We start from the raw sequence: 19223 nt of genomic DNA on the forward strand, positions 1-19223 counted from the left end.
ATGATTACTGGTACCTCTGGCACTTTACCAAATAGAAAGCAAAGGTTATTCCGTGCTTTTTTCCCCATTGGGGGTTAGGGGGCCAGAGGGCTTTTCAACACAGTATGCCAAAGCACAACCCCGATACTCACCGAAATATTCAATGAATGTTTAGTACCAAACTGAGGTATTTCAAGACAATGGTCGCTTTGATCTACCACTTCCTGCTCAACACCATATACCTCATTTCCGAAAACATAAGCATATTTTTCATTCGGTTCGGGAGTGAATTTCTTTAAGCTCAAACTATTTTCAGCTTGCTCCACGCTCATGATTTTGTAGCCTTCTTTTTTCAGTTTAGCAATAGCATCCAAAGTGTTTTCACAATGCTCCCATTCTACGGTTTCGGTAGCTCCCAAAGCCGTTTTGTTGATTTCCCTATGAGGGGGCTGAGCTGTGATACCGCACAAATAAATTTTTTCAATTAGAAATGCATCCCCCGTTCTGAAGGCAGAACCTACATTATTCATGCTTCTGACATTGTCTAGCACAACAACAACCGGATTTTTCTTTACCCTTTTGAACTCATCAATTTCCAATCGATTTAATTCTTCATTGGCTAATTTCCTCATATTTTATCATCTTTGAAGTGCAAAACTAAGAACATTTCCCTAAAAGCATGGCGAAGACTCAAGAAGCAAAGGAAACTCCTTTAATGAAGCAGTATAATCAGATAAAGTCCAAATATCCAGGGGCTTTATTATTATTCCGTGTGGGCGACTTTTATGAGACTTTTGGGGAGGATGCCGTGAAGGCAAGCAAAGTCCTGAATATAATTTTGACCAAAAGGGCAAATGGTTCCGCCTCCCACATTGAATTGGCTGGCTTCCCGCATCATGCGATGGATAACTACTTGCCAAAATTGGTTCGTGCCGGACATAGAGTAGCTATATGTGACCAGCTGGAAGACCCGAAATCCGTAAAGGGAATTGTAAAAAGAGGGGTGACAGAATTGGTCACCCCAGGCGTAAGTTTTGATGACAATGTTTTAGAACAAGGCAGAAATAATTACTTGGCTTCCATTCATTTTTCAAAAAATGCTTTAGGAATTGCTTTCCTTGATATTTCCACCGGTGAGTTTATGACGGCCTCCGGAAATCCCTCGTATATTGATAAATTATTGCAGGGCTTTCAGCCATCTGAAATCATATATTCAAAATCAGCAAGGGAACACTTCTCACAAAAATTTTCAGATGATTACAATGTCCATCATTTAGAAGATTGGATTTATGCTTTCGATTTTGCCTACGAAAAACTAACCAAGCAATTTAAAACCAACTCCTTGAAAGGCTTTGGTATAGAATCATTAGAGGAGGGAATCATTGCAGCGGGGGCCATTCTTCATTATTTGGAAGAAACCGAGCATAAGAAAATAGAGCATATTGCGTCTATTTCCAGAATTGAGGAGGAAAAATATGTTTGGATGGATAAGTTTACCATCCGAAACCTGGAATTGGTTTATCCACAACAAGAGGGCGGAATCCCACTTATCCAGATTTTGGATAAAACCTTAACCCCAATGGGTTCTCGCCAGATCAAAAAATGGATGGTGTTGCCCGTGAAAGACAAAGCGGTCATTGAAGAACGATTGCAAATTGTGGAAGCCTTTCATAACAATCAGGATTTAACTGAACAGTTGAGCGCCTCTTTAAAATCCATGGGCGATGTGGAAAGATTAATCTCCAAAGTAGCGGTAGGCAGAGTGAACCCACGAGAGCTAAATCAATTGAAAAAAGCTTTGGGCTTAATGGTTCCATTGAAAAAAGCTTTAGATGAATCCGGAGAGCAAGCCTTGAAAAAACTTTCCAATCAAATCAATCCATGCGAATATTTATATAAATTGATTGATACTCAATTAATGGAAGATGCTCCTTTGCATACCAATCAAGGAAATCTAATAAAAGAAGGAGTGGACCATGAATTGGATGAGTTAAAGAAAATAGCCTTTTCGGGTAAAGATTATCTGCTTCAGTTGCAAAAGCGGGAAATGGAAAAAACCGGCATTACCTCTCTGAAAGTAGCCTACAATAAAGTCTTTGGCTACTATTTGGAAGTGACCAATTCTCATAAAGATAAAGTGCCTCAGGAATGGATTCGAAAACAAACTTTGGTCAATGCAGAAAGATACATCACAGAAGAACTGAAGGAATATGAGGAAAAAATATTAGGAGCAGAGGATAAAATGGTGGTGATTGAGCAGAGAATTTTTCAAACGCTATTGCAAAATGCTATGGATTTTGTGAGCCCTATTCAGCAAAATGCCAAAATTATAGCCCAAGTGGATTGCTTGCTTAGCTTTGCTGAAATCGCCAGGGCCAATAATTATGTTAAACCCGCCATTACTGAAAATACTGCATTAGATATAAAATCAGGTCGCCATCCTGTGATCGAACAACAGCTACCACATGGGGAAGAATATATTCCGAATGATGTTTTTTTGGATAATGAGAGTCAACAAATCATGATTATTACCGGCCCCAATATGGCGGGTAAATCCGCTTTATTGAGGCAAACTGCATTGATTGTTTTAATGGCTCAAATGGGCTGTTATGTTCCGGCTAAATCCGCTGAAATTGGTTTAGTAGATAAAGTTTTTACTAGAGTGGGGGCCTCCGACAACCTTTCAAAAGGAGAATCAACCTTTATGGTGGAGATGACAGAAACCGCCAGCATCTTGAATAATCTTTCCGATAGAAGTTTGGTGCTGATGGATGAAATTGGTCGTGGCACCAGTACTTATGATGGAGTTTCCATTGCCTGGAGTATAGTCGAATTTTTACATAATCACCCGAAATCAAAAGCCAAAACGCTTTTTGCCACGCACTATCATGAATTGAATCAATTGGCTCATGATTTTCCAAGAATCAAGAATTATAATGTTTCAGTGAAGGAGATAGATGGGGAAATTATCTTTTTACGGAAGCTTAAAAAAGGAGGAAGTGAGCATAGTTTTGGTATTCATGTTGCACATTTGGCCGGTATGCCTAATCCAGTGGTATTGAGAGCCAATGAAATTATGCACCATTTAGAAAAGGATAAAATCAGGGATAAAGCCAACCGCAAAATGAATGAAGTCCCTAAAAATAATTATCAACTCAATATGTTCGAAGCTGATCCTGTACTTTCTGAAATAAAAGATTTATTGGATAAATTAGATATCAATTCGATGTCTCCAGTTGAAGCACTATTGAAACTGAATGAGATGAAAAGTAAATTGAAGTAATAATTCCAATCAATATTCTTAATTCCTTTAGTTTTCGATGAAATGAATGTATTAGTCTATCAATAAAATAAATCTTCTGACCTATAGGCTTTATTTAGAATATTATTCTGAAAAACAAATAATATTTATTGTAAAACAAAATATAAGTTTGTTTTACGGTTCATTTCCAACAACTATTATCTTATCTTTGCGTTACTTTATTTTACCTAAATCTGAGGTAAGCATAATTACGTAGAGTTTATAGTGAAAAACAAATAAACATTTTTTTATTTATCCTGTTTAATAATTCTTATGGAAAAAGTAATAAACATTCAACAAGCGCAAAAGGCAAAAAAAGATCCTATCGATTACTTGTCGGAAAATGTTGTGCTATTGTCTCTGAATGAAAGCTTCGATGTGCTTTCTGCAAACGAGACTTTCCTTAAAGTAACAGGGATAACTAGAGAAAATTTAGACCAATTAAATTTTTTCGAACATCTATGTGATAAACTTCCAGATTATATTCAGGATGAATTAAGTTATTTATTGAGGCAACAAAAATCTTGGAATGGCAATTTTGCCTTTCCAAATGTAGCAGGAAAATCTTCTTGGTTTCATACCAATATAATTCCTTCAAGAGATGAAAATGGCACCTACATCGGCTTTAATTTGCTAGCTACGATCGGAAAGTCTCAGCAAAGCATGATTACCGAGAAGGAGACTACAGAAAGCTGGATGAAAGCAATATTCAATGATGCTGACGAAGGCAATGTCTTAATTGGGTTAGATGGAAATGTAATTGAATTTAATGCCACGGCCTATGAGTTTATGTCTTGGTACACGCATAAAGAACTGAGACTTAATGAAACGATGACTCATTATTTTAGTGGTAGTTTTTCCAATACTTTTGAAGCACTTTTTCAAAAAGCTAAAAAAGGATATAAGCAAAAATTCTGTAGAACCTTTAAAAATCTAAGTGGATATGAAAAAGTGATGGAGATGGAATTAAAGCCAGTATCTAACTCTACCGGAACTATAATGGGTGTAATATTAAATTCCTCTGATATTACAGCAGAGGTAAATTTAGAAAGAAGGATTAGAGTTTCAGAGAAAAAATTAGATGATATAGCTTTTATCAATGCCCATGAAGTAAGGGCTCCGTTAGCTTCCATCTTAGGGTTGCTTAATTTATTGGATTTCGAATCAGTAAGTGAGGACAGCAAAATAATCCTTAATCACTTGAAAAAATAATTCATAAGGTGTCTGAAAATACTTATTTAACTAATGCAGATACTAACAAATCTGCCTAAAAAAACAAATTTAAAAATAAAAAACATATTTTTACTCCCCCTACTATTACTGTGTTCAATTCAAATTTATGCTCAAAAATTAGATAAGATCCGAATTATGTGTTCGGAGGAAGCGAGCATAGTTTTGGTATTCATGTAGCACATTTAGCTGGAATGCCCAATCCAGTGGTGATGAGAGCAAATGAAATCATGCATCATCTGGAAAAAGATAAAATCCGGGACAAGGTCAACCTCAAAAAGCATGAGACTCCTAAAAATAATTATCAACTCAATATGTTCGAAGCGTATCCTGTGTTATCAGAAATAAAAGAACTACTGGATAAACTAGATATCAACTCCATGTCACCAGTAGAAGCCTTGCTAAAACTGAATGAGCTAAAAAGTAAATTGAAGTAATATTTTTACTTTGTAGACTTTCCCAGCTTTCAAATAATCGGACGTTCTGATGGTTGAACATCTGCGTTTCTTAATTTTTGGAATAAGCATGTGAATTTAAAAAGCAGTAAAAATAATTTGATATATTTGATGGTTATTAAATGAACTTTTTGGGAAGAATACGGTTCGAAGGAAATTGATTACATGACTTATTCAGTTCAGAATAGCATAAGAACTTTACAATTTCTATAAAATAGCAATACGTTAAAGAAGCAATCTTTGCAATGAAAAAAATTATAATTATTATCCTTTTAGGAGGCTTTAGTCTCTCTGCTTATGGCCAATACAGCGAAACAATAGCCACAGCTCGTCCGGGCGTTGCCAATGGAGCAGGAACTGTAGGAAAAGGAATTTTGCAATTTCAAAGCGGGATTCAATTTGATAATGTTCAAGACACAAGAGATTCATCGCAATGGCATATCAATAATATTTCTGAAAACCTTGTTGTCCGCTTTGGAATTCAAGAACGACTTGAGGTGAGTGCAGTAATAAACCATATAAACTCGACAGAATTTATTAACGAAGATACTGCTAAGATCTATCGGAATGGTGTCAATACTAGCTTGCTAAGAGCAAGAGCTAAAATAAATAAGAACATGGCTTTTCAAGTCGGTATCCGCACTAAGTTGAGAGGCAAGGATTATCAAATTCGTTATTTCGCACCAAGATTTAGATTAATGTACAATACCTCACTTGGTAAAAATGCGAACCTAACGACAAATATCGGGGGCTTCTGGAACGGAAATGATAGTAAGCCTACAGGATTTTATGTGTTTAGTTTTTCCTATGCGCTCACCAAAGACTTATCTCTTGTTGCTGAAAGTTATGGAGACTTTGTGCGGTCTAAAATCAATAATTATTTCGATGTTGGTTTAGGCTATAATATCAATAAAGATTTGTTGATTGACCTAAATGCTGGTTGGGGGAAAAACTATCCTTATAAAAGCTATTTTATTACGGCAGGGGTTTCCTACAGGATTATCACCGGTTTTAGGTCAGAAAATTAAAGCCCGAATGGGAAAGGATGAAAAAATCCAGTTTAACAATTATTCTTCTTTGCTTTCTTGTGGCTCCATTAAAAGCGCAGGAAATTCCGGCCTTGGTTTTTTCGGGAGGAAAGAATTTTGTGGGGGAAGATGTAACGCAAGTAGAGTATGGGCTTAATTTTGAAAGGCAAAAATTGAATATTAGCCGCACTAACCAACAAATCTCACAATATGCGCTAATAAAATATGGGATTAATGATAATACAGATTTCTCCATCAGTTATAACTATGCAAAGGTGAAAATCTTTGTTTCTGACCAACTGAGGCGGTCCAATGGCTTAACTAACTTAGCTGTTGGAATTAAGAATAAATTGAGCAAAAACTACTCATTAAAATCAAATATTGGTTTTTCGAAAAATGAATTTGGGGAGTTAGAAGGAGGCGCGCAAATATTCGCAATATCAGAACATACCATTGATAGTTTTTTAGGCTGGGAAAACAATTTGGGACTAAATTGGAACAGTGGCCAACCACAAGCTAACCTCATGTACTTATCTGGGCTAACGTTTACGATTCCATACCCATTAGATATTATTTTAGAGTTTTATGGGCAATACGGAGAATTAACATGGAATAATTATGGAAATATTGGGGTTGGCTACTATTTTAATAAAGACCTCATGTCGGAAGCCTATTTAGGGTTTGGTAACACCATGAAGCAGCAAAACACATTCTTTTCTCTTAATTTTTATTGGCGTATAGTTCCCCTAAATGATAATAAAGAATAAAATTCAATTACTTTCTGTTGATCCAGAACTATTTTTTAAATCAAATCGTTGTCAATTTTCAAGATTAAAAAAGGAATAGTCCTATCTTTGTATCAACATATATTTAATTACACATTATTTAAAATGGCAGTTGCAGTAAAAGAAAACCTAAAAATTAGAAAAAAAGGCACTTGGAAAAAGGAAGTTAGTTTTGCCATCGTCCATTTATTGCCATTAGGCGCAATTTGGACTGGTGCCACTTGGTTCGATTGGACTGTCTGTGCTTTCTTATATGTTTGGCGAATGTTTTGGGTCACTGGTGGCTACCATAGATATTTTGCCCACAGGAGTTATAATACTTCGCGTTGGTTTCAATTTTTGATTGCTTTTTTTGCGCAAACCTCAGCCCAAAAAGGGGCATTATGGTGGGCATCGCATCACCGTCATCATCACAGAAACAGCGATACATTAAAAGATCCGCATAGCATGTTGCATTTTGGATTTTGGTATTCACATGTAGGTTGGATTATTGGTTCTGATTTTAAACATACTGATTTCAAGGTGATTTCTGATTACAGTAAATATCCTGAGTTAAGATGGCTCAATAAGAATTATTTAGTACCTCCTTTTATTTTAGCTATAACTGTAATGGCATTAGGCGGAATAGTCAATGGTGGAAGTATTATGGCCATGTTTACATCTGCAGGTTTTTCTACTTTATTTATAGGCTTCTTTTTAAGTACTATTATTCTGTATCATGCTACTTTTTCTATTAACAGCATCATGCACAAGTTTGGAAAGCAACGTTATGAAACTGGGGATGAGTCCAAAAATAGCGTTTGGTTAGCATTATTAACCTTAGGAGAAGGATGGCACAACAATCATCATTATTATGAAACCTCTGCTAGACAAGGATTTTTCTGGTGGGAGATTGATTTTACCTATTATGGCTTGAAATTTATGTCAATGTTAGGATTGATCTGGGATCTGAAACCAGTTCCAAAACACATCAAAAAATCAAGAAATAAACAAGAGGCAAAAGAGTTGAAAGAACAGTTTAAAAAACAAGTAGCATAAAAAATTAAAAAATTTTATGAATTGCTATTGTATTTTAAAAACAGCCTATTAAATTTGCAATCCCATTGGGGGAAAAGCGAGAGTAGCTCAGCTGGTAGAGCGCAACCTTGCCAAGGTTGAGGTCGCGAGTTCGAACCTCGTCTCCCGCTCAAATCATTGATAAGTGAGCATAAGGCTCACTTATTTTTTTGGCACATACCACCTTCTTAGCCGGGATGGTGAAATTGGTAGACACGCAAGACTTAAAATCTTGTGAGCATTAGCTCGTGCGGGTTCAAGTCCCGCTCCTGGCACAAAAGCTTCTCAGTAATGGGAAGCTTTTTGTTTTTTAGCAGGCATCCATTATTTTGCTTTTATGTTTACGGCTTATGCTCTTCAAAGTATTCATAAAAACTACATCTATAAGGGGTTTACATCAAATCTTAAAGATAGATTTAAAAGACATAATGAAGGAAGAGAAAAAACCACAGCTCATTACAGGCCCTTTAAGATTATTTACACAAAGGAATTTTCCAATAGAAAGAATGCAAGAGATCATGAAAAATGGTTGAAAAGTAGTGCTAGTAGGGAATTTCTAAAACAGATCTCAACAAAACTTAAACTTTTGTGAGCATTAACTAGTGCGGGCCTGCCTGTTTTTTATAGTAAGCCTGTTTTTATTCCCTCCTTATTATCTTTAATAAGTCATCCACTATATCAACATCCTGAAAAAGAAGTATATTTTGAATTTGTTGTGAAAAAGGCATAAAAAAAGCCCTGCATCTCTGCAAGGCTTTGCTCCTCTTCTTGGACTCGAACCAAGGACCCTTTGATTAACAGTCAAATGCTCTAACCAGCTGAGCTAAAGAGGAATTTTCCCTTTTGGGAATGCAAATATGCATGGCTCTTTTATTATTTCCAAATACTTCTTTTAAAAAATTGAAAATTATTTTTCAATAAGAATTCTGGCAGTTTTTAATACGTCTTTTTTTAACAAACAGCCATATTGACATGTTTAATTAATGCTGAATTACAACTATATGCCAATATGGCTTATTTTTTGAACCAAAATCAATTGGTATAGATTTTTCTATGGTATTAACAAGTTAGATGTTAAACCTTAAAAACAATAAAAGCTATGACACTTATAAAGTATAATCCAAGTTTACCTAATACTGAAAACAGAAGTTTTTCAAGTTTATTAGACAGATTCTTTAACGAGTCCTTCAATGGAATCGGTAAAGAGATGCAACACTTTGCCCCTCAAGTTGATATTGCCGAAAGCAAAAAAGCATTCGAAATTTCAGTAGCGGCACCGGGCATGAAAAAATCTGATTTCAACATCGACATGAGCGATGAATCAATCACTATTTCCGGTGAAAGAAAATTTGAGGAGAAAAAAGAGGAGAAGAATTTTCATTCTGTGGAAACACAATATGGTTCTTTTTCAAGAACATTCCATTTGCCAGATAACATAAAAGAAGATAAAATAGAGGCTTCTTATCAAGATGGAATATTGAATATCGTGATTCCTAAGGATGAGCAAAAAGAATTGAAAAGAACAATTCAAATCAAGTAATCTGTCCTTTTAAAATCAAAAAGGGGGCTTTTGTCCCCTTTTTTGATTTTCGACAATATGTAAAAGAACAGAAACGTTAATTCTGCGTTTGTAATGTAGATTTAAAAAATAGTAAGAGATGGAAAAGAGACAGTTTTTTTTAGGAATTATTTTTGCCTCAATCTTGAGTGCATTGATTTCAGTGGGGGGCTATATTTATTTCAATCCTAGCCCATCGGCAACGGACAACAAAAGTTTTGAAGAAATTCAATCCAATAACACGCGCTTTTCTAGTTTTTTGGATGAAACAGAATACAACGTCCCAGAAGGCATTAATTTTATCTATGCTGCCGAACAAGTAACCAAAGGGGTAGTTCACATTAAAGCTGAGGTTGAAAGAGATATTCCAAGGGGTAGGTCTCCTTTTGAAGAATTCTTTAGAGATTATTACGGTGATAAGAGTCCACAACCGAGAAAAGGACAATCATCTGGTTCGGGCGTGATCATCTCACCCGATGGTTATATTGTTACTAATAATCATGTGGTTGAAAATGCTTCGAAATTAGAAGTGGTATTGCACGATAACAGAAGTTACCAAGCCAAGGTAATTGGCACTGACCCCAATACAGATATTGCTCTTTTAAAAATTGATGAAAAAGACTTAAACTTTGTAGAATTCGGTAATTCCGATAATGCAAAAATTGGTGAGTGGGTATTGGCAGTGGGAAATCCATTTAATTTAACCTCTACTGTAACAGCTGGAATCGTTAGTGCTAAAGCTAGAAATATCAACATATTAAATAGACAAAACAGATACGGTATCGAGTCATTTATCCAAACTGATGCTGCGGTAAACCCTGGAAACAGCGGAGGTGCATTAGTCAACTTATCTGGAAAATTAATTGGAGTCAACACCGCTATAGCAACACCAACTGGAAGTTATGCAGGCTATTCATTTGCGGTTCCTTCTATATTGGTTCAAAAAGTAGTGAATGATTTGAAAGAGTATGGCGTGGTACAAAGAGCCGTACTTGGAGTTCAAATAGCTGATTTAAATGCTCCAACGTTAGATGATAAGAATTTTCCTACTACGGCAGGAGTCTATGTTGATGGCACTACACCCGGCAGCGCTGCAGAAGAAGCAGGCATGAAAAAAGATGACATCATTATAAAAATTGATGATAAAGATGTCAAAAATGTGGCTGAATTGCAGGAGCAAATCGCAAGATATAGTCCTGGCGAGGAAGTCAAAGTAACTTATTTGAGAGACGGAAAAGAAAAGAGCACCAAAGTTGAACTCAAGAGTTTAGAAAATACTACTGAAATAGTAAAAGCAAGTACATCAAGAATGCTGGGAGGAGCTATTTTTGAAGATATAAGCGAAGATGAAATGGAAGCATTAAACATCTCTGGTGGTTCAAAAGTAGCGGAACTTCAAGATGGAAAATGGAAGGATATTGGAATTAAAGAAGGCTTTATAATTACGGCAGTTGATAAAGGAGCAATTGAAGACACTGAAGACTTAATTGCTACATTAGAAGGCAAAAGAGGCGGAGTTTTGATAGAAGGTGTATATCCTGACGGTACAAAAGCATACTATGGAATGGGTTGGCAATAAACCCTAACTTTAGTAATTAATTTTCAAAGGCACTCAAATACGGGTGCCTTTTTCTTTTGTTATCATTCAAAAAAAGCCAATTTTGTGCCATTAAAAATCAACTATATCAGCTGAATTAATTGGGTATCAGCTAAAAACATACTTTAAACTATTTAAACCTATAAAATCATATTTTTTGTAATTAATTGAATACTATGGATATTAAGAAAACTTATGGCTTAGAAGAGGCCTTACAAAAATTAGGAGTAAAAAATCACAACGGAGGGACTTCAACAGGAAGTAACTGGATGGAAGGAAGTGGAAAAATCAGTTCTATTTCTCCAGTAGATGGAAAAGAAATCGCTTCAGTAGGAGTAACAACAGCTGAGGATTTTGAGAAAACTATCCAAACTGCTGAAGATGCTTTCAAAACTTGGAGTAATATGCCGGCTCCGGCAAGAGGGGAAATTGTTCGCCAATTCGGAAACAGATTAAGAGAACTGAAAGATCCATTAGGTAGATTAGTTTCTTATGAAATGGGAAAATCCTTGCAAGAAGGTTGGGGTGAAGTTCAGGAGATGATTGATATCTGTGATTTTGGTGTTGGATTATCTCGCCAATTATACGGATTAACCATAAAGTCTGAGCGACCTGATCATTCAATGCAAGAACAATGGCACCCTTTAGGAATTACGGGCATCATTTCAGCTTTTAATTTCCCAGTGGCCGTTTGGAGTTGGAATACAGCATTAGCTTGGGTTTGTGGTAATGTTACCGTTTGGAAGCCATCGGAAAAAGCTCCTTTAACAGGCGTTGCTTGCCAAAATATCATAGCAGAAGTATTGAAAGAAAATGACATGCCAGAAGGTATTTCTTGCTTAATCAATGGAGATTACAAAGTAGGTGAAATGATGACTAAGGACGCAAGAGTTCCTTTAGTATCTGCTACAGGCTCGATCAGGATGGGTAAAATTGTGGGGCAGGAAGTGGCGTCAAGATTAGGGAAATCCATCCTAGAATTAGGCGGAAACAATGCTATGATCATCTCAAAAGAGGCAGATTTAAAAATGACCTTAATAGGAGCTGTTTTTGGGGCTGTGGGTACCGCAGGACAGCGATGTACTTCAACTCGTAGGTTAATTATTCACGAAGACATTTATGATGATTTGATCGGTAAAATGAAAGATGCTTATGCGCAACTAAGCATTGGGAATCCATTGGACGAAAAAAACCATGTTGGCCCGGTAATCGATAAAGATTCAGTCAATAATTATTTGAAAGCTATAGAAAAAGCTAAGGCTGAAGGCGGAAAAGTAATTGTTGAAGGTGGAGTATTGGAAGGAGAAGGATATGAAAGTGGGTGTTATGTAAAACCTGTAATCATTGAAGCTCAAAATGATTTTGAAATAGTCCAAGAAGAAACATTTGCGCCTATTTTATATGTCATGAAATATAGTGGCGATATTGAAAATGCCATTGCACTTCAGAATGGGGTAAAGCAAGGCTTGTCTTCTGCTATTATGACCAATAATATGCAAGAGGCTCATAGATTCTTATCCTCTAGAGGATCAGATTGTGGTATTGCCAATGTTAATATTGGAACATCCGGTGCTGAAATTGGAGGAGCATTTGGTGGTGAAAAGGAAACTGGTGGGGGAAGAGAATCTGGCTCTGATGCTTGGAAAGCTTATATGAGAAGGCAGACCAATACTTTGAATTATGGAAATTCTTTACCTTTAGCACAAGGAATTAAGTTTGATATTTAATATTTTCGATGAAATGCACACGATTATTCGTGTGCATTTTCTATATTGAATTGTTTTTAAACAATATTGATTTTATTAACTTGTTCCCAAATTAAAAATTGTTCAATATGAGTAAGTATCAATCCGTCATGCTAATCGATGATAACGAAATCGATAATTTGATAAACCAGAAAATGGTTGAAGCTGCAGGCTTGTCAAAGTATATCTATACACATACAGGTGCGAAAAGTGCTATAGAGTTTTTAAAAAATATTGAGCAATTAGAAAATGACATAGTTTCCAGTGTCTTGCCTGATATTATTTTCTTAGATATTGATATGCCTTTAATGGATGGGTTCCAATTTTTGGAGGAATTCAATAAGTTAAAAGATAGCACCAAAGAGAAATGCAAAATTGTTATGTTGACTTCTTCCATCAATCCTCAAGATGTAAGCAAATCAAAGAAATATGATGCTGTTAAAAAATACCTTAACAAACCGCTTTCCCAAGAGAGCTTAACAGAGTTATCCATTTAAAAAAAAATTAAATAAAAAAAAGCCCATTTGAAAATTTATCAAATGGGCTTTTTTTTTGACCTTTTTTTAATTTCAAACCACCAATTTTTTGATAAGCTCGTCATCAAATTCAAGTAATAAGCTTGGCGCGAAATGTTGTATGGGTTCTAATGATTTGAATTTCTTAACCAACTCTTTTATTTTTTCCTCTTTATTTCTTTTCGATTCACTTAAGGAAATTTTCATGATTTTATTCAAAACTTGAATATTCATGCAATTCTCCTTTCCGATAATCCGTATTTGCCTTTGAATACTATTGATTAGCTGATTAAACAATTCATAGTCTTTCATTAAGCAATATTCAAGTGCCAATAATGTCTTTATTTCCAACTGGGCATTTTGATATTTCTTCAGGCTAACATCATTTAATAAATTATTTAACCACTTAGCCGCCTCTTCGTGCTTTTGGTCAAAGTGACAACTCAATGAGCGATAAGTTGCATAAGTGATATATTGAGGAACATCATCCTTGTCCGGCTCAAAATCCTGAAATAAGGCTACATTTTCTTCAGACAACATAATCTTTTCCGGCATTCTTTTCGCCCTTTGGAGTTTTGTAATTAAAAATTGAGCCGGATAAGTAAATAAGTTGAAATTAGATAGAAATGCGGCACAAGATTCGTTTACTTCCTCAAAATAATTTTCAGCCTTTCTATATAACCTATAATGATTATAATATTCTAGTTTTAAAAATTCATATACCAATTTTAAATGGAAATATATTGAATCCAAACTATACAACTCAAAAATCCCATCCGCTTTTGCCAATACATCTTCAATAGGATCTAAGTCAACATTATTTTCATCCTCTTCCACAAACAGCCTATGAAAGATATTTAAGCAGTTTTTATAAATAAAAAGTCGGTGTGAATCATATATTTGGCATGTGTTTAGCATCTCCTTGTTTAAGAGTACCAATTCCAATTTATTAGTTTCATCACCAGTAAGGGAATAATTACCGAACTTAATGAAATAACTGCTCAGTAAATCTTCTGCCTTATCAACCGCCAACATATAGGCAACATGACGGTTATATAATTGGCTATAACCAAAATATTCCTCCGTGTTCTGGTGTAATTTTTTTAGCGCCTTATAAACGATGGTGAGTTCGTTGGAGAGGTCATAATCAATTAATTCTTTCTCAAGCTTTTTTAATGTGGCAATGGCAATGGCTTTCTTCTTGGTAAAAATTATTTCATTGATGTTGGCCACTTTCTTTAGAATATCCGTTCTCGGATTTTCCATTTGTTGTAAAAGGTATTCTTCTATTTTTTGATTTAGCCTTGACCTTAAAGTATAATATGCATTGGTATTCACCTCTAGCTCTTCCATGATGGCATGATCACTAGAAGAACTCTCACGCATGGATTTTAGCAAATAAGCAGATTTTTCTGCACCACCTGTTGATAAACTCTCATGAACCGCAAGAAAATCCGCGTCTGAAAGTTGCATGATTATATTCTTAAGTTTCGCCATATTCTTATTTATTCACCAATTTTAATTCAATTCAAAGGAAAGTTAATTATTTAGATGAAAATCACATAAAAAAGTTAAACATTTATGAAAAAACCTTACATCTAAAGACAATTATTTCGTTTAAAACCACTTTTTATCTTTTAATTTTACAATAATCTTAATTTTTCCTGTTACAAAGAATTACATTTAAACTATTCAGAATTTAAGTCAATATACATATTATGAGATATATCACATTACTCCTGACCATTTTTTTAATAAGTTGTCAAAATGATAAGTCGTTAGATTTTTTTACTCAGGTTAACAATTTAGAAAAAATAAAAGGAAACTCAGATTATAAAGAAAGCCCGTTCTTAAGTGCAGGAAAAAGGCTTTATGTAGTGGGTCACCAAAACGGTACTTTCCCAGATTTGGGCTGGCATGTTGAGGGTGAAATGGGAGGAGTATGGCTTCATCCTATTAAATTGTTGGATGGATATCATGCTGAAATCAAAAAAAATAAAGACCATTTATGCTTAACAGAAGCCAATCAATTTATTAATTACCCCATAGGGGCTGAGCAAATTTTTGATTTCAACGATTTAGGCTTAAAAGTTTCCCAATTCCATTTTGTACCCGAAAATGAAAACGGATTAATTGTAGCCTATCAATTAGAAAACACACTCCCTTCAGAAAATCAATTTAACTTTACTTTTAACACAGCAATAGACTTACGCCCCGTTTGGCTGGCTGATTCTATGGATATTAGTGACGGTAAAGACGAAGGTCAATGGAATAAAAGAAATAATATTTTTTTGGCAAAGGATACTAAAAACAACTGGTTTACGGCTATTAGTGGAAAAAATTTCAAACCATCTAATGCTGAGAATTCTTGCAAGACCAAAAGAAAAGGAATGGGTTTTGACCAAGCGTTAGGACAGACGATAAATCTAAAAGCAAATGAAAAAAGGACTATTTATTTTATCATTAGTGGCTCTTCAGAAAGTGAAAAAGAAGCCATCAATACCGCACAGTATTTATCCAAAAACCACGATATATTACTACGTGAAAAAATCAAAGCATACCAAAAAATAAGCGAAACCAATAGTTTAAAAACCCGAGACAAAAATTTCGACCAAATGTTCAGGTGGTTGAAATATAATTCAGAATGGTTAATGCAAGAAGTTCCTGGAATAGGAACAGGCCTAACTGCGGGAAGTCCAGATTATCCTTGGTGGTTCGGAACTGATAATAGCTATGCACTTCAAGGTTTGTTGGTTGCGGGCATGCATGAGCAGGCATTAAAAACGATTGATTTGGTAGTTGATTTATCTGAAAAAGCGAATGGAAAGAATGGAAGAATAATGCACGAAGCCTCCACAAATGGTGTAGTTTTTAACCCTGGAAATTTAAATACTACTCCAAAATTTATAAGCATGCTTTGGAAGGCTTATGCCTGGACAGGAGATCAAAAACTATTGGACTATTATGATTTGGTTCATAAATCAGTTGATTGGATTGAATCTCAAGATAAAGATGGGAATGGATATCCTGATGGGGCTGGCATGATGGAAATCCATGGGCTTGATAGTGAAATGATAGATGTAGTAGTTTATCAATATGAAATGTATTTGGCAGCTGAAAACTTTGCAAAAGTAAAAGGTGATAAGGTTTTGGCCGATGAATACCATAAAAAAGCCGAAAATCTTAAAATGAAAATCAATAGTGATTGGTGGGTGGAAGAATTCAATTCCTATGCAGATTTTCGATCTCCTAAATCACAAGCCTTAAAATTGACCGAAGATGCCATCATAAGAGCTGACAGCATTGAAAAGCCTTGGTCTGTGACTGAATTAAACAACACTTTAGACACTATTAGATCACAAGAAATAAAGGGGACAGCCCCTTTTGTAGTCCATCATAATTGGATTGTCAATACACCTATGGAAGTTGGGGCAGCAGATCAAGATAAAGCAGCAAAAGCCTTATTAACCGCAGAAAAGTACCAAAATAGATTTGGGATGTTTGTTACAGGTATAGACCGGGACGAACAACAAGAAAAAGCCTCTAAATGGAAATCTTTTAGCTATGTGGGCGCTGTTATGACACTGCCAACGGGGGTGCAGGCCTTGGCGGAGGCAAAATATGGTAATCCGGATAAAGCACTGGCCTATTTAAAAAAATTACAAAACTCATTTAGTTACGCTCTACCTGGCTCTATGTATGAGGTAAGCCCTGATTTTGGCATGATGACACAAGCTTGGAATATTTATGCTGTGGCTGTTCCAGTGGTAGAAGAGTTTTTTGGCATTCAACCTAAAGCTTGGAAAAATGAGATTTTAATAAGGCCAAATTTACCTACCGAATGGACAGACATAAGCCTTGAAAATATAAAAATAGGTAATAACAAGCTAGATATATCAGCCAAAAGAGTAGGTAATATATTGGAATTCCGTATTTCTCAGTTACATAACTGGAAAATAATTTTTGACTTCCCTGAAGCCAAGACCATAATTTATGATGGAAATAAAATTAAGGGAGGAAAAGTAGAGCTATATGACAGACTCCATAATTTGAAGATTGAGTTTTAAATTTATAAAATGTATTTTACCCGAACATTTTAAATTCAAAGGCGTTATAAAAATTATGAACAAAGAACTTATTATACAGACAATAGTGATCACATCAGCCATTTTATTTCCTTTTGTTACGGGATTTATTAATTCCAGAAGACAAGAGAAAAAATTAGTACATCAAAAAGTGAAAAGCAATTAAGCTTTTCACTTTTCATTTAACCATTCTTTAAAACTACTTGCCTTAGCTTGACTTATCACGCAATCATCTGTTTGCTCTGGCTGAAGTTGTACAAATAACTTACCTTTAAAGTATGGCTCTATTATTTTAATGGACTGGATGTGAATAATATATTGCCGATTTGCTCTGTAAAATTCTTTAGGATTCAGTTTAGCTTCCAAATAATCCAAGGTATCATTGATTAAAAAGCTATCTGCATTGGTGCAAACCAGATGAGTTAAACCACTTTTGGAATAAAAATAGGCTACTTCCTCCACTGGTATAACCTTCATATTTTGTCCTTTTTTAACCAAAAATCTAGTCTTGCTATCCGCTTCGCTAGCTTTCAATAAAGCTTCCATATTCACTTTCTGAGGAATAGCTTCTTTCTGGTTTTCAAATTTTTCTATGGCTTCTTTAAGCTGTTCATCCTTTATGGGTTTTAGTAAATAGTGAATACTATGCACCTTAAAGGCTTCTATGGCATATTTATCGAAGGCCGTGGTGAAAATTAGCGGTTGGCTAACCGTTATTTTCTCAAATATTTCAAAGCTTAAGCCATCCGAAAGGTGAATGTCACAAAATATTAAATCAAAACTAGCTTCTTGACTTAAGTATTCGCTTGCTTCTAACACTGACTCCAATTTGGCTACACAATGCCATTTCGGTCTGATTTCTTTAATCTTTTTCTCTAGTAATTGAGCCGCTAAAAACTCGTCTTCTATGATGATGTAGTTCATGAAGCTTGCGATTTAAGTAAAGGCGCTTTAACAATAAAATATTGATCTGTATTTTCAATCAACAATTTCTCATTGCCTTGTAATTCATATCTTGCTTTTATATTTCTCAATCCGATTCCTGTGGAGGTGGAGGGTTCAGTTCTTTCTTGTTTATTATTTTTAACTACGATATAATCTCCCTCTTGGTAAATTTCAATAGACAGAGGGTTGCTCTTATTAAAACCATTATGTTTTATAGCATTTTCCATTAACATCTGGCTTACCCCTGGAGGAATTAGCCAATTCGTATTATTTTCCTTTATCTTAATTTCTATTTTTAAATGATTATGAAATCGAGTTTGTAATAAATCTCTATAGCTCTCCATCACTTCTATTTCTTTTTGTAATGGAATTAAACTCTCATTGATATTCTCTAAAAACACTCTGTAAATATTGGACAATTGCTCTAAAAATAATTGCGCTCGTTTAGGTTCTAATTCAATTAAGGAATTGAGGATATTAAAGCTATTGAAAAGAAAATGAGGATTGATTTGATTTTTTAGGGTCTGTAACTGGGCCTTGGTATTTTCCTTTTGTAGTTTTTGAGCGTTTAGTTCTGCTTCCGCAAGCGCCTTCTTTGATTTTATCTGCTCCACAAAATAGTAGTATCCAACGGCTACAATCATTTGAACTGAAATAACAAGCCGTTTCCGTTCAACAGGAAAGTCATTTTCTTTGATCCAGTCTGCATAGTAGATATCTACTGGTATTATAATGATCACATAATTTAAAAAGAGACTTACCAAAAGCACGGTTATAAGTTCTAATATTCTTACAGTGAGTAAATTTTGCCCATTTTGGCTCAGCTTATTGAAGAAACCAGAAACATACTTTGAGCCAAAAAATATTATGCACAAGTAAATGACGACTAAAAAGAAATTAAAATTTATCATAGTGATGGGGTTTCGAAAAACGCCATTCACAAT

The 19223-nt window shown here is 35.0% G+C and carries 17 protein-coding genes and 3 tRNA genes; 15 read left to right on the top strand and 5 right to left on the bottom strand.

Annotation, left to right across the window (positions count from 1 at the left end; genetic code table 11):
* Positions 1-74: 74 nt before the first annotated feature.
* Positions 75-611: an RNA methyltransferase gene (locus ACFE0M_RS05435; protein ID WP_434544733.1), complete on the bottom strand. Its 537-nt coding sequence runs from the start codon at positions 609-611 to the stop codon at positions 75-77.
* Between the two features lie 47 nt (positions 612-658).
* Between ACFE0M_RS05435 and mutS the strand changes: the two genes are divergently transcribed.
* From mutS to ACFE0M_RS05480, 9 genes are all read left to right on the top strand, one after another.
* Positions 659-3262: a DNA mismatch repair protein MutS gene (gene mutS, locus ACFE0M_RS05440; protein WP_434544734.1), complete on the top strand. Its 2604-nt coding sequence runs from the start codon at positions 659-661 to the stop codon at positions 3260-3262.
* Between the two features lie 291 nt (positions 3263-3553).
* Positions 3554-4492, top strand: a complete 939-nt coding sequence (locus tag ACFE0M_RS05445) for a PAS domain-containing protein (protein ID WP_434544735.1) — start codon at positions 3554-3556, stop codon at positions 4490-4492.
* Positions 4493-4650: 158 nt separating this feature from the next.
* Entirely contained in the window at positions 4651-4947 is a 297-nt protein-coding gene (locus tag ACFE0M_RS05450) for a hypothetical protein (protein ID WP_434544736.1), read from the top strand.
* Between the two features lie 263 nt (positions 4948-5210).
* Positions 5211-5993 carry a transporter gene (locus ACFE0M_RS05455; RefSeq protein ID WP_434544737.1) on the top strand — a complete coding sequence of 261 codons (783 nt, stop codon included), beginning with the start codon at positions 5211-5213 and terminating at the stop codon, positions 5991-5993.
* Positions 5994-6010: 17 nt separating this feature from the next.
* The gene (locus ACFE0M_RS05460; protein WP_434544738.1) at positions 6011-6760 is read left to right on the top strand and encodes a hypothetical protein; all 750 of its coding nucleotides are present in this window, start codon (positions 6011-6013) and stop codon (positions 6758-6760) included.
* 123 nt (positions 6761-6883) lie between these two features.
* Complete coding sequence (locus ACFE0M_RS05465; RefSeq protein ID WP_434544739.1) at positions 6884-7816, top strand: acyl-CoA desaturase; 933 nt, start codon at positions 6884-6886, stop codon at positions 7814-7816.
* A gap of 76 nt (positions 7817-7892) precedes the next feature.
* Positions 7893-7965: transfer RNA gene (locus ACFE0M_RS05470), tRNA-Gly, on the top strand.
* Between the two features lie 60 nt (positions 7966-8025).
* Positions 8026-8109, top strand: a tRNA-Leu gene (locus ACFE0M_RS05475).
* Between the two features lie 62 nt (positions 8110-8171).
* On the top strand, positions 8172-8426 hold the full coding sequence (locus ACFE0M_RS05480) for a GIY-YIG nuclease family protein (RefSeq protein WP_434544740.1): 255 nt from the start codon (positions 8172-8174) through the stop codon (positions 8424-8426).
* Between the two features lie 167 nt (positions 8427-8593).
* Here the strand turns inward: ACFE0M_RS05480 and ACFE0M_RS05485 are convergent.
* Positions 8594-8667, bottom strand: a tRNA-Asn gene (locus tag ACFE0M_RS05485).
* Between the two features lie 266 nt (positions 8668-8933).
* Here ACFE0M_RS05485 and ACFE0M_RS05490 point away from each other — a divergent pair.
* From ACFE0M_RS05490 to ACFE0M_RS05505, 4 genes are all read left to right on the top strand, one after another.
* Complete coding sequence (locus ACFE0M_RS05490) at positions 8934-9374, top strand: Hsp20/alpha crystallin family protein (protein WP_434544741.1); 441 nt, start codon at positions 8934-8936, stop codon at positions 9372-9374.
* Positions 9375-9492: 118 nt separating this feature from the next.
* Positions 9493-10971, top strand: a complete 1479-nt coding sequence (locus ACFE0M_RS05495) for a Do family serine endopeptidase (protein WP_434544742.1) — start codon at positions 9493-9495, stop codon at positions 10969-10971.
* 194 nt (positions 10972-11165) lie between these two features.
* Entirely contained in the window at positions 11166-12716 is a 1551-nt protein-coding gene (amaB, locus tag ACFE0M_RS05500) for an L-piperidine-6-carboxylate dehydrogenase (RefSeq protein WP_434544743.1), read from the top strand.
* Positions 12717-12823: 107 nt separating this feature from the next.
* On the top strand, positions 12824-13231 hold the full coding sequence (locus tag ACFE0M_RS05505; RefSeq protein WP_434544744.1) for a response regulator: 408 nt from the start codon (positions 12824-12826) through the stop codon (positions 13229-13231).
* Between the two features lie 72 nt (positions 13232-13303).
* Here ACFE0M_RS05505 and ACFE0M_RS05510 read toward each other — a convergent pair whose 3' ends face one another.
* The gene (locus tag ACFE0M_RS05510; protein ID WP_434544745.1) at positions 13304-14746 is read right to left on the bottom strand and encodes a hypothetical protein; all 1443 of its coding nucleotides are present in this window, start codon (positions 14744-14746) and stop codon (positions 13304-13306) included.
* Positions 14747-14967: 221 nt separating this feature from the next.
* Here ACFE0M_RS05510 and ACFE0M_RS05515 point away from each other — a divergent pair, with 221 nt between their 5' ends.
* Both ACFE0M_RS05515 and ACFE0M_RS05520 read left to right on the top strand, forming a co-directional pair.
* Entirely contained in the window at positions 14968-17316 is a 2349-nt protein-coding gene (locus ACFE0M_RS05515) for a glycogen debranching protein (protein ID WP_434544746.1), read from the top strand.
* Positions 17317-17371: 55 nt separating this feature from the next.
* Entirely contained in the window at positions 17372-17500 is a 129-nt protein-coding gene (locus ACFE0M_RS05520; protein WP_434544747.1) for a hypothetical protein, read from the top strand.
* Positions 17501-17505: 5 nt separating this feature from the next.
* Here the strand turns inward: ACFE0M_RS05520 and ACFE0M_RS05525 are convergent, their stop codons facing one another.
* Together ACFE0M_RS05525 and ACFE0M_RS05530 are read right to left on the bottom strand one after the other, a co-directional pair.
* Positions 17506-18258, bottom strand: a complete 753-nt coding sequence (locus ACFE0M_RS05525; RefSeq protein ID WP_434544748.1) for a LytR/AlgR family response regulator transcription factor — start codon at positions 18256-18258, stop codon at positions 17506-17508.
* Complete coding sequence (locus ACFE0M_RS05530) at positions 18255-19019, bottom strand: sensor histidine kinase (protein ID WP_434544749.1); 765 nt, start codon at positions 19017-19019, stop codon at positions 18255-18257. Before ACFE0M_RS05530 ends, ACFE0M_RS05525 begins: the two co-directional genes overlap by 4 nt.
* Positions 19020-19223: the final 204 nt, after the last annotated feature.

This window comes from Marivirga sp. (genome assembly GCF_051117495.1).
In the GTDB taxonomy this organism is placed as follows: Bacteria; Bacteroidota; Bacteroidia; order Cytophagales; family Cyclobacteriaceae; genus Marivirga.

Bases quoted from the DNA above. Each gene is read 5' to 3' on its own strand.
- amaB (WP_434544743.1), top strand. From the start codon at position 11,166: ATGGATATTAAGAAAACTTATGGCTTAGAAGAGGCCTTACAAAAATTA.
- ACFE0M_RS05520 (WP_434544747.1), top strand. From the start codon at position 17,372: ATGAACAAAGAACTTATTATACAGACAATAGTGATCACATCAGCCATT.
- ACFE0M_RS05510 (WP_434544745.1), bottom strand. From the start codon at position 14,746: ATGGCGAAACTTAAGAATATAATCATGCAACTTTCAGACGCGGATTTT.
- ACFE0M_RS05490 (WP_434544741.1), top strand. From the start codon at position 8,934: ATGACACTTATAAAGTATAATCCAAGTTTACCTAATACTGAAAACAGA.
- ACFE0M_RS05455 (WP_434544737.1), top strand. From the start codon at position 5,211: ATGAAAAAAATTATAATTATTATCCTTTTAGGAGGCTTTAGTCTCTCT.
- ACFE0M_RS05435 (WP_434544733.1), bottom strand. From the start codon at position 611: ATGAGGAAATTAGCCAATGAAGAATTAAATCGATTGGAAATTGATGAG.
- ACFE0M_RS05495 (WP_434544742.1), top strand. From the start codon at position 9,493: ATGGAAAAGAGACAGTTTTTTTTAGGAATTATTTTTGCCTCAATCTTG.
- ACFE0M_RS05465 (WP_434544739.1), top strand. From the start codon at position 6,884: ATGGCAGTTGCAGTAAAAGAAAACCTAAAAATTAGAAAAAAAGGCACT.
- ACFE0M_RS05480 (WP_434544740.1), top strand. From the start codon at position 8,172: ATGTTTACGGCTTATGCTCTTCAAAGTATTCATAAAAACTACATCTAT.
- ACFE0M_RS05460 (WP_434544738.1), top strand. From the start codon at position 6,011: ATGAAAAAATCCAGTTTAACAATTATTCTTCTTTGCTTTCTTGTGGCT.
- ACFE0M_RS05445 (WP_434544735.1), top strand. From the start codon at position 3,554: ATGGAAAAAGTAATAAACATTCAACAAGCGCAAAAGGCAAAAAAAGAT.
- ACFE0M_RS05505 (WP_434544744.1), top strand. From the start codon at position 12,824: ATGAGTAAGTATCAATCCGTCATGCTAATCGATGATAACGAAATCGAT.
- ACFE0M_RS05525 (WP_434544748.1), bottom strand. From the start codon at position 18,258: ATGAACTACATCATCATAGAAGACGAGTTTTTAGCGGCTCAATTACTA.
- mutS (WP_434544734.1), top strand. From the start codon at position 659: ATGGCGAAGACTCAAGAAGCAAAGGAAACTCCTTTAATGAAGCAGTAT.
- ACFE0M_RS05515 (WP_434544746.1), top strand. From the start codon at position 14,968: ATGAGATATATCACATTACTCCTGACCATTTTTTTAATAAGTTGTCAA.